This is a genomic window from Pseudoclavibacter sp. RFBI5 (assembly GCF_002931395.1).
Classification (GTDB): domain Bacteria; phylum Actinomycetota; class Actinomycetes; order Actinomycetales; family Microbacteriaceae; genus Pseudoclavibacter.
In genome coordinates this window covers 47,763-57,496 of record NZ_PSYA01000014.1, presented here as the reverse complement: position 1 = coordinate 57,496, position 9,734 = coordinate 47,763, and the positions used below count along the sequence as shown (strand labels likewise).

General features: G+C 70.9%; 12 protein-coding genes. 3 read left to right on the top strand and 9 right to left on the bottom strand.

Annotated features, from left to right (window positions below):
• The 4 genes from C5E06_RS17260 to C5E06_RS17245 form a co-directional block, all read right to left on the bottom strand.
• On the bottom strand, window positions 1-754 hold a 754-nt coding region (locus C5E06_RS17260; RefSeq protein ID WP_219820241.1), incomplete at its 3' end, for a hypothetical protein.
• Entirely contained in the window at window positions 751-2,085 is a 1,335-nt protein-coding gene (locus C5E06_RS17255) for an EsaB/YukD family protein (protein ID WP_104307679.1), read from the bottom strand. The genes C5E06_RS17255 and C5E06_RS17260, both read right to left, overlap by 4 nt.
• Window positions 2,086-2,132: 47 nt before the next feature.
• On the bottom strand, window positions 2,133-2,633 hold the full coding sequence (locus C5E06_RS17250) for a hypothetical protein (protein WP_104244293.1): 501 nt from the start codon (window positions 2,631-2,633) through the stop codon (window positions 2,133-2,135).
• Window positions 2,630-3,367 carry an FHA domain-containing protein gene (locus tag C5E06_RS17245; RefSeq protein ID WP_104307678.1) on the bottom strand — a complete coding sequence of 246 codons (738 nt, stop codon included), beginning with the start codon at window positions 3,365-3,367 and terminating at the stop codon, window positions 2,630-2,632. Before C5E06_RS17245 ends, C5E06_RS17250 begins: the two co-directional genes overlap by 4 nt.
• Before the next feature lie 141 nt (window positions 3,368-3,508).
• Between C5E06_RS17245 and C5E06_RS17240 the strand changes: the two genes are divergently transcribed.
• Both C5E06_RS17240 and C5E06_RS17235 read left to right on the top strand, forming a co-directional pair.
• Window positions 3,509-3,856, top strand: a complete 348-nt coding sequence (locus C5E06_RS17240; protein ID WP_104244289.1) for a hypothetical protein — start codon at window positions 3,509-3,511, stop codon at window positions 3,854-3,856.
• Between the two features lie 25 nt (window positions 3,857-3,881).
• Complete coding sequence (locus C5E06_RS17235) at window positions 3,882-4,190, top strand: hypothetical protein (protein ID WP_104244287.1); 309 nt, start codon at window positions 3,882-3,884, stop codon at window positions 4,188-4,190.
• Window positions 4,191-4,322: 132 nt separating this feature from the next.
• Here the strand turns inward: C5E06_RS17235 and C5E06_RS17230 are convergent, their stop codons facing one another.
• The 5 genes from C5E06_RS17230 to C5E06_RS17205 are packed head-to-tail and all read right to left on the bottom strand — an operon-like array spanning window position 4,323 to window position 9,100.
• A complete protein-coding gene (locus C5E06_RS17230; protein WP_104300568.1) occupies window positions 4,323-4,829 on the bottom strand; it encodes a DUF6301 family protein in 507 nt (168 codons plus the stop codon).
• A gap of 9 nt (window positions 4,830-4,838) precedes the next feature.
• Window positions 4,839-7,298 (bottom strand): hypothetical protein, encoded by a 2,460-nt coding sequence (locus C5E06_RS19430; protein WP_181063022.1) that lies wholly within the window; start codon window positions 7,296-7,298, stop codon window positions 4,839-4,841.
• Complete coding sequence (locus C5E06_RS17215; RefSeq protein WP_104244283.1) at window positions 7,295-7,663, bottom strand: DUF6507 family protein; 369 nt, start codon at window positions 7,661-7,663, stop codon at window positions 7,295-7,297. The genes C5E06_RS19430 and C5E06_RS17215 overlap by 4 nt, the downstream gene beginning before the upstream one ends.
• 1 nt (window position 7,664) lies before the next feature.
• Window positions 7,665-8,000 carry a hypothetical protein gene (locus C5E06_RS17210; RefSeq protein WP_104307677.1) on the bottom strand — a complete coding sequence of 112 codons (336 nt, stop codon included), beginning with the start codon at window positions 7,998-8,000 and terminating at the stop codon, window positions 7,665-7,667.
• Window positions 8,001-8,002: 2 nt separating this feature from the next.
• A complete protein-coding gene (locus C5E06_RS17205) occupies window positions 8,003-9,100 on the bottom strand; it encodes a DUF6177 family protein (RefSeq protein WP_104300564.1) in 1,098 nt (365 codons plus the stop codon).
• A 311-nt stretch (window positions 9,101-9,411) separates the two neighbouring features.
• Between C5E06_RS17205 and C5E06_RS19425 the strand changes: the two genes are divergently transcribed.
• On the top strand, window positions 9,412-9,711 hold the full coding sequence (locus tag C5E06_RS19425) for a phosphopantetheine-binding protein (protein ID WP_181063021.1): 300 nt from the start codon (window positions 9,412-9,414) through the stop codon (window positions 9,709-9,711).
• Window positions 9,712-9,734 lie beyond the last annotated feature (23 nt).

Genomic DNA, 9,734 nt, shown 5'->3' with positions numbered 1-9,734 from the left:
GAGCTTGGGGCGGGGCCTGGGGCGTGGGGGCAGGAGCAGGCACAGGAACAGGAACAGGCGGCACCGCGATGCCCGCGGCGGCGTCGATGACCCTGGCGCCGAGGCGCAGCATCCGCACGCCGTCGAGACCGCGCGCCGCGCCCGCTCCCAGCGCCCGGTCGTGCCGCACGAGCACCGCGGGGAACGGCAGCCTGGTGACGAGCCTCTCGGTGGCGAGGCCGGCCCTCCGATGCACGTCGACGGCGACGAGCACGACGCGTGTGCGCTCGCCGATGGCGGCGGCGATGTCCAGGGCCTGCTGGATGCTCGCGCGCTCGGCGGTCGTCACGAGGCAGAGCACGTGAGAATGCTCGGCGAGGTCGCGGATGCGTGCGAGCGGGGAGGTACCCCAGTCGGTGACGGTGAGGTCGTACCGGTCGCTCGAGGCGCGGTGCAGCCGCCACCACGCCTCGACGTCCGCCGGCCACTCGGTCGGGGCGAGCTCGAGGGCCTCGACGCTCGTGCCCTCGAGGCCGCGCTCCGGTCGTGGGCTGGGACCCTGCGCGCTGACGAAGCGGACCCGGTCGTTTCTCGCGGAGGAGAGGAAGCGCGCGAGCTCGACGGCGACGGTCGTGCATCCCGAGCCCGGCACCAGCGAGGCGACGCCGACACGTCGCCGGAGCGCGAGGGGCACGGCTGCCCGCTCGCGCAGGTCCTGCAGCTCGGCCGCGCCGCGAGCCGTGAGCGCCTGCCTGAACCCGTCGAGGCGACTCAACGGAAGGCCTCGAGGAGGTCGGCGAAGACGCCGAACGAGCCAAGCGCGAGGGGCACGACCGTGAGCACGACAAGCAGCTCGAGGATGTCCGCCCATCTCCTGAGCTTCGCGGCGACGACCTCGCTGGGCTCCCACGCCGCGACGACTACCGCGACGAGCGCAGCGACGCCCGCGATGAGCGCCTTCCCCTCGTCGCTGACGAGCGTCGTCGAGAGCAGCCACAGCGCGGTCGGCACCGCGGCCGCCAGCAGGAGTGCGATCCGCGGCGGCGCGAGGGGGAACGTCCGCATGCGGAGCAGCGCGATGACGGCGAGGGACGCGGCGAGTCCCTGCCGCCACGGGTCCTGCGAGAGCAGCAGCTCGGAGAGCGAGAGGAGCGCGACGGCCGACACCGCGATGACGGTCCAGGTGAGCTGCGCGAACGACTCCGCGATCGCCGCCCGGACATCCGACGTCGTGGCGCGCGCGCCGCGCATGATGCGGTCGTCGTAGGCGGTGAGCCCGCTCAGCGAGAGCGCCGCGCCGGGGAGGAGACCGAGCACAGCGATGCTCAGCACGGAGGCGATGACGGCCACGCCACCGCGGTCGAAGCCCGCCAGGTCGACGAAGAACAGCCCGGCGCTGAGCAGCAGCCCGACCCCAGCCCCGTACCTCGCGGAGGTCCGCTGGAAGCCGACACCCCAGACGAGGCCGAGCACGAACCATGCCGCCATCGCCGCGACGAGCACGACGGTCGGCAGCGCGTCCCAGCCGCCCTCGCGGCCACTCGCCGCACCGATCTCGGCGGCAAGGCCGAAGGCGGCGGGCACGGCGAGGCCGAGCGCAGCGCTCGCCACCCCAGCCACCGCGGCCCGCTGGCCGGACCGCGCCAGACCCGCACCAGCGGCGGCGAGCAACGCGACCGCGGCGAGCATCCACTCGGCGGGCAGCGCGAACGCGCTCATGACCCAGAGACCGGCTCCAGCGGCGGCGAGACCGGCGGCCACCGCGAGCACGGAACGTGTGTGCGCCTGCGTCCAGGCGTCCCGCCTCGCAGCGCCAGCCTCGGTGATGGCGTCCGTGATGTCGATGACCTCCGGCGCCTGCGGAGCATCATCCACGGTCGTGACCCGCAGCAGTGCGCCAGGCCGCACGCCCTGCTCTTCGAGGGTCGCGTCGAAGTCGAGGGATGCACCCGTCAACGTCGTCAGCGTCAGCACGGCGCCCCCGCTCGGGGTCTCCTCGAGGAGCTCGAGCACGTGCGGCAGGAGCACCCCCACGGGCTCGCTGTTCGGGAGTGCGAGCTCGGCCTTGCGCTCGCTGCCGATGACGGTGAGTCGCGTGTACGACACTCAGTGCTCCTCAGGGGTCGTGCGACGGGTGATCATCCGGAGGCCGCTCACTCGACGACCGTCAGCGTCTGCGGGTCGATCGTGATGCCGCTCGTCGGGTTCGTGTAGTAGCCCGTCGCGGGGTCGATGTACCAGCCGATCCTCGTGTCGATGAGCTTGCCCTCCGGGTCGGTGGCGTAGCCGGTCACGGGATCGACGACGAACCCCGTCCGTGGGTCCGTGTACTCGCCCGTCGCCTGGTCGAGGAGGAAGCCCGTGGCCTCATCCTTCACGACCGTGCCGCCGGGCAGAACGGGGTTCGCGGCGGCCGCGGCCTGGAACGCGGAGATCGCCTCCTGCTGCTTCCGGTCCTCGAGGAGGTTCACGACGAAGCTCGTGCCGAGGCACGCGCAGCAGATGACGGCTCCGAGGATGACCGAGCCGAGGAGTCGCCCCACGTTGGTGTTGACCGACCGCCGCGTCGCCTGCGGTCCGTGCGCGAGCGCGCCCAGCATCCGCTCGCGGTGGGCGCGAGTCGTGTCGATGAGGGTGCGGTCGGTGTCGCTCATGCCGCCACCCCCGATCCTGCGATGCTCGCGCCGGGCCGTCCGAGACGCACGCGCCGCGACCCGAGGGCGAGCACGGTGCCGAAGGGAACCGTGATGGCGGTCTCCGGCTGGAGCCGCCTCGGGTCGCCGCCGGCGAAGGCCCACGTGCCGCCGATACTGCCGAGGTCGGTGACCAGCACGCCGTCGAAGTTCGGCTCGAGGCGCACGTGCGTCGGCGCGAGACTCCGCGAGAAGTCGGGGACCGCGACGGGCCGCTGCCCCCTCGAGGTGACCTGCGGCGCACGACCCACGATGATGACGCCGCGCACGACGTGACGCGAGCCGTCGTCGAAGTGCAGCTCCAGGTCCGGGCTCGAGAAGCGCTGGGGAACACGCGTGGGCGGTGCGAGCTCGATGGGAGCCGGCATCAGCTCGAGCGGGTCGAGGCCTCCGCGGATGTCGAGCGTCATACGCGCGCCGGCAAGCGGCCGCGCTGGCATCCCCGTCGAGCGCGCGACGGTGCGCAGACCGAGCAGCGTGTGGCCAGGGCTCGTGCCGAGGGCCGACCGCAGCCACCACCAGAGGCCGAGCATCAGAAGAGCCGCGGATGCTCCGACAACCGCGGCGAACGCGCCGCTGATCCGCGCGGCCAAGAGCGACAGGCCAGCCACGACGACGAGTCCGAGCGCGACATCGACCACGACCGACCAGGCGCGCTGGCGGGTCGCCGCTGGGAGATCGGCCTGTTTCCACACGAGTGGCAAGGCTAGTCGGACGAACCTGACCCCGGGAGGGGAGAACTCCCCTCGAAAAAGTTGGACGAGGGCGGTGCGATCATGCTGAACTGACGTCTCCGGAGGACAACGCGCGCCGACCGCGGTGCTGGAGAGGATGCCATGAAGTTCGCAATGGAAGACCAGACACTGGTCACGCTCGGGAACAAGTCGCAGACCGAATCGGACGACCTCGGCGAGCTCGTCAAGCAGCTCTTCGATGCTGCGGAGCCGCTCGCGTCCACCTTCAACGGACCGGCGAAGGCCAGCTTCAACAACTTCAAGGCCAAGACGGACGACATCTCGAACGCCCTCAACTCGGCGCTCGCCGGCATCGTCACGTCGATCAGCGGCCAGAACAAGGCGTTCGTCGCTGCCGCCGATGACGGCGCGGCAACCCACGAGGCGTCGTCGAACTCGACCGACTTCAGCTCCGAATCCTTCCTGTCGCGCATCCGCCCGCAGGCCTAGCCTTCCCGAGAACCGGAGAACACGCATGTTCACGAACCAGATGGATCGCAACGACTACAACATCGGCTCCTCCGAGGCGACGCAGGCGAACTTCGAGCAGGTCGCCGCGCGCCTCGAGTCGGCGCTCGACCGCCGCGACGCCGACGTCAAGCAGGCCATGGCCGACTACCAGGCAGACGGCGTCTCCGAGGAGTACGCGCACCTCGAGCAGCAGTGGAACTCCGCAGGCCAGCAGGTGCGCGACGTGATCGCCGCCATCCGCAACTCGCTCGTCGAGAACGACGACGTCGCACGCCGCGCCCTGTCGGCTGCGCGCGCCTCGATCCCAAGCTAGGCCGCGCCTCCCGTGCTCGGCCGAGTTTCCGCTCGGCAGAGCACGGGACGCCCGCACCCAAGACGGCGGCACGCTTCACGCGTGCCGCCGTCTTCTGTCGTCCCGTGTCGCTGCGCAGTGCGCAGCGGGCTGCTACCGGTTGTCGTCGGCGGTGCCCGGATTGCGGCTCGGGTCGATGCCGAGACGCTCCTCGACGCGTTCGATGTCGGCGAAGCGCTGGTCCTGGACCACGAGGAGCACCTTCTTCGGCACCGACTTCAGCCAGATGCGTCCGCCGTTGCCCAGCTCCCAGTAGGGGTCTCCCTGCTGCTGGCCCGACGGGGCCCCGAGCTGCGAGTGCACCGCGTCGCGAAGGGCGCTCGCCGCCTGAGAGAGGGCCGCCGAGTCGTCGCTCTTGTCACTCGCGGCGATCGTGATCTGCGAGACCGCCTCGTCGGCGACCAGCGACCGCACGGTCGGGAGGCTCACGGGGTAGCCGGAGCGGTGCTGGATGCCGCTCGACGTCTCAAGCTTCGGCTGCCAGCCGAGTTCCTCAGCCAGCGCCGCGTAGCCGTCGCGACCGAGCGGCCACTCGACCGCGTCGAAGGCCGCGCAGACCGCACGCACCTGTTCGTCTGTCGCGCGCGAGAGTGCATCCATGGGCTGATCCTATCGAGGCAGGCCGAGGTTCAGCTCGGCAGGGTTGAGGCCGAGCCTCTGGACGGAGATGCTGCCACCCGGGCTCGCCTTGACGAGCTGGTAGTCGACCCTGACCGAGCCGTCGGCCAGGCCCGCGGCGAGGGCCGGATTGTCGCGGAGGTACGCGGCGAGGTTGGCGTCGTTGCGGAACACATCGTTGAAGTACAGCGTGGACCCCTGAGCCGCGCGGCTGCCGTTCGGCAGCACGGTGCCGTCGGACAGCGTCGTGCCGTCTGGGAGGATCCGGCCCGTCGTGCTGAGGCGCGCGCTGCCGCCCTTCGCCTCGGCGACGATGAGCGTCTGCGTTCCGTCCTCGCCGACGCGCAGACCGATCTGATCGAACGTCCCGGGGCCAGCCCCGTCGCCGTCGACCACAACCGTTCCGCCCTGCGTGGCGATCGCGTCGCGTGCCGCCTGGTCGCCCATCTGCTCGGATGCGCCCACCTGCGCCCCGAAGGCCTCGCGCTCGGCGCTGGCCGCGACCTCGAGGTCGGCGATCGCCTGCGCCGCGGCGGCGTGCTCCTCCGGCGGCAGGTCCAGCTCATCGAGCTGGTCGTTGAGCTCGTCGATGGTCGCCATGATGTTCTTCTTGTTGAGCGCCCCGCCGTCGACATCGACCGTGAGATCGAGGTCGTTCAGGGCTTCGAGCTGCTCGTTGCGGGTCTCGAGCGCCTCATGCCGGATCGCCTCCTGCTCGGAGCGCGTGCTGTGGTGCCCGTCGAAGTCCGCCGAGCGGTCGACGCCGATGTCCGTCGGAGTGCGGTGCGCGGAGTGCGGGTCGATGCTCGAGGGCTCCACGCCGGGCGAGTTGACCGGAGCGCCCGTCCGCGGGGACTCGCCGCCAGGCGCATCGCCGCCAGGCACAGCCGAACCCGGCCCATCCGGTGCGTGCGCAGGCGGTGGGTCGAAAGTGGGCGCGGTCGGCGACCCCGGGCCGGAGCCCGGGAGGGTTCCGGTGCCAGGCGCGGTCCCTGTTCCCGGGACAGTTCCGGTTCCCGGGGCAGTTCCGGTTCCCGGGACAGCTCCCGTTCCCGGGACAGTTCCAGTTCCCGGGAGGGTTCCAGTTCCCGGCACAGCTCCCGTTCCCGGGAGGGTTGTCGAGCCGGGCGCCTCGAGGCCGAACGCGTTCGACACGGGAGGAACCCCTCCCGTGGGAGCGAGCGCATCCACGACCCCGGTCGCCCCGACGTACGGCGTGATGCGCAGGCCGTCCGGCGAGAACCGGATGCCCCGCGTCGCGAGACCGACGGCAAGCGAGCCGCCGGGGATGGCGAAGTCGGCGGCGAAGGCACCGGCACGCGTCACGATCGAGCCGACACGGCCCGCCGTCGAGACGCCCTTGGCGATGTTCGCCCCTGGGATGAAGAACGTGCCGATGTTCGCGAGCGTCTCGGTGCCCGTCGCGACGGCGTCCTCCTCCCAGGCGTGGAAGCCGTTCTCTCCTGCCAGCGCAGCCTGGTGGTCCCAGCCGATGAGGCTCCCCCAGCCGGTCGCGGCGACGTTCACGCGATCGTCGAACCACTGATCGGCCTCCGATCCCGGAGCGACGAGCTTCACGGCCCAGGTCGTCGGCGACAGCACGACGGCCGTCGAGAGGGCGAAGTTGCCGAGCCCTCCCCAGGCCGCGCCCGCCTTGTCCCAGCCCCACTCGCCGGAGACGGGGTCGCGGCCGATGAGCGACGCCGCGCCCGTCCACGTGCCGTGCCAGAAATTGCCGGCGCCGTGCGCGACCGACTCGGAGCAGTTGCGGTCCTCGTCGGCCGGGTAGCCCCAGGGCAGCTCTGTCGACGCCATGATCGCCTCGGCGGTGATGGCCTCGTCTTCCGTGACGTAGCTGCCCGTGCTGAGCGTCTCGAGCCCGGCCGCGCAGGTCGTCGCGGCGGCGGAGACGGTCTCGATGATCGCGGCGTACTCGGCGAGCAGCTCCTCGTTCTTGTCCCGCGCGGGGCCGTGCTCGGTCCACGAGATGTGCTCGGTCTTGTCGCCCAGCTTCGTGATGTCGGTCGTCGCCCACTCCCACGACAGCCCGTGCGCATCCCACACCGTGACGTTGTAGCCCCGGAGCGCCTCCTGCCGGAAGGCGGCGGCTCGATCCTCGAGGTCCTTGAGCGTCGTCTTGACGCCCTCGAGCTCCTCGGCGTAGGTGCGCAGGTAGCCGGCCGCGCTCGAGAAGCTCGTCTCGACGTCGGAGGCCGCGTTGGTCGCCGGCGAGATCGCCGCGTACACGGACTCCTGCTCTGGGGCCTGGTACGAGGCGCCGATGCCCGCCCAGGTCGTGCTGATCGTCGACACCTTCTCGACGAGGCCGCTCCCCATGCCCTCGAGCGAGGTCGCCGAACCCTCGATGACCGAGGTGTCGAGGTCCGCGCTCTTGCAGACGAACGCAGACGGGTCGATGAGGCCGTCCCCGGTGCAGACTTCGATCGTCATGCGTCCCCCTGGTATCCGTGCTGCTCGAAGAAGCTGAAGTCGCCGTTCGAGCCGTCGGCGATGGCACCCTGGAACTCGAGCGCCATCTGCTCCTGCCCGTTGTTGTAGGCGTAGACGGCGTTGGCGACACCCGCGACGCTCGCGTTCACGGTGTTGCCGACCGCGGTGACATTCGACTGCTGCTCCGTGAGCAGCCCGGCGAGTGCCTCGGAGACTCCGGCGGTGATGCCGCCGCCCCACGCGACCCCGGCCATGACGCCGTTCATGCCGGCCTCCGTGATGACGGTCGCGAGCTCACCCTGCGTGGCCTGCACGCTCGTGAGCACGCCCTGCACGCCGGTCGGATCGATCTTCCAGTCGGACACGTCACACCCTCTCTGTCACTGAGCCGCCGATAGCCGAGGCGAGCCGCTCGGCGAGCTCACGCCCTTGCTGCGCCGCGCCCCTCGGCACGGTCACCTCCGTCCAGAGCCCGAACGCGGCAGGCGGATGCGCCAGCGCCGCGGCCGCGCTCGTCGCGTCCACGATCGGCTGGCTCTCGAAGAGCGTGAGCAGCGACGCGCCGTCACCGTCGACGGCGTGGCGGACCGCGCCTCCCTCGAACGAGATGAGCTGCCCTTCCGGGTGCGTCTCCGCGATGGCGCGCGCGACGGCCTCGTCGCTCGGCGCCACCTCACTCAACAGGACCAGTTCGATCGGCATGCTCAGCTCCTCCCGACCTTGGTGTCGCCCGTGGCGAACTCGAGGGCGAGTGCGGACGCGAGGCGCTCCTGGTCGAGGTCGGAGGCGAACGCGCGCAGCTGGTGCCACAGCGGGTCGCCGCCGGAGAGGCGGACGACGAGCGCAGGAGCCCTGCGGAGGCCGACGGTCGTGACGTCGTGTCGCTCGGCGAGCGCCTCGACGTCGACCGCGAGGTCGCGGACGGCGCGGGCGCCGAGAAGGACGGCCAATGGCTGCTCTGGCCTGCGTACGCCTGGGAGCCGCCCGGAGGAGCCAGCTCGCTCTTCGACCTCGCCGCAGGACAGGAGCGCGACGTTCACGCGTGCCCGCTCTGCCAGCGCCTGGAGGGTGTCGAGGACTCGCGGATGCGCGGCGAGCGCACCGCCCGGCACGTTGGCGAGCGGGGAGAGCTCCGCGTCGCGGATCGGCACGGTGCCCCGCACGTGCTCGAGCAGTCCCGTCTTGGTCCGGGACGCTGCGAGGCTCACGACCGCGCCGTCGTCACCGGATGCGTAGTGGCGCTCGGTGACGGGCATCTGCCGCCGCATCGACTCGGTGACGGCAGCATGAGACCAGCGCCCGGCGAGCGGTTCGACCACACCCCACCGTTCGAGCCCGGTCCCGCCGAGACCCGCGACGAGCTGGTCGGCGACACCACCGATCAGGGTGCGCTCGTCGGCCCGGTCTCGCACGTACACGTCGAAGACGAACGAGGGGACGGTGTGCTCGCGAAGGCGAGAGAGCGTCGGGTGCGCTTCTGGCACTCGGTCGGCCCTTGGCGCCCAGAAGTCGCCGAAGCTGGAGATGCGTGTTCCCCGGAAGGCGTCGAACATCGCTCCCCCGAAGGAGACGGCCCAGTAGCCTCCTGCCGCCTGGAACGCATCCGCGACGAAGGTGGACACGTGCGCGTGGTCGGTGGTGACGAGAACGGGCCGGAGTCGTGCGGCGTGAGCGTCCATGAGGAAGCGCTGCAACGGCCTGGAGAGCGTCACGCGCTCCGCCGACGCCCAGTAGACCGTGTAGCCGCCGCCGGCTCCGTCAGCACCTCGCTCGTCGGAGAGCGGGTCGATGAACGCGGTCACGCGGTCACCTCCTGGCAGGCTCTCGCCTTGCTGAGCTGGCACGGCACGTGGGACTGGTGCGGCACTTGGGAACCTCCGGGGCACTCGGATGAAGCGCCAGATTATCTGCAGAACGGCGACACCCGAAGGGCAGTTCTCCCCTGCCGATCGACCGCCCCACGCGAACACCGCCACCGCCGCTCCGCTGCCCCGCACAGCGCGGCCTCCTCCACAGCCACGAAGCCGGGTTTGTTACTCGAGATTCTTCCTGCTACTGTCCAAAGTGCTACTTAAACGTAGCTTCCTGGGCGGCGGACAAGAAGGAATCCATCATGGCGAACACTGACCTCGAGCGCGACATCATCGCGGCGATCGTTGCCCGGCTGGGCTTGGAGATCGAAACGGTCGACGTCGACGTCGACGCGCCGATCTTCGCCGCCCTGGCCGAGGGAACCGAGTTCGAGGAGAGCTCACTTAACCTCGATTCCATCGACATCCTCGAGGTCGTCCTCGCCCTCGGCAGCGCATTCGACGTGGAGCTGCCGGACGACCAGCCTGAGATCTTCGGCTCCGTGCGGGCCATCGCCGCCTATATCCGCGAGCCGCGTCCCCTCGACGCGAGCACGTCCTAGCCTGCGTCGCCCGACGACTGGTC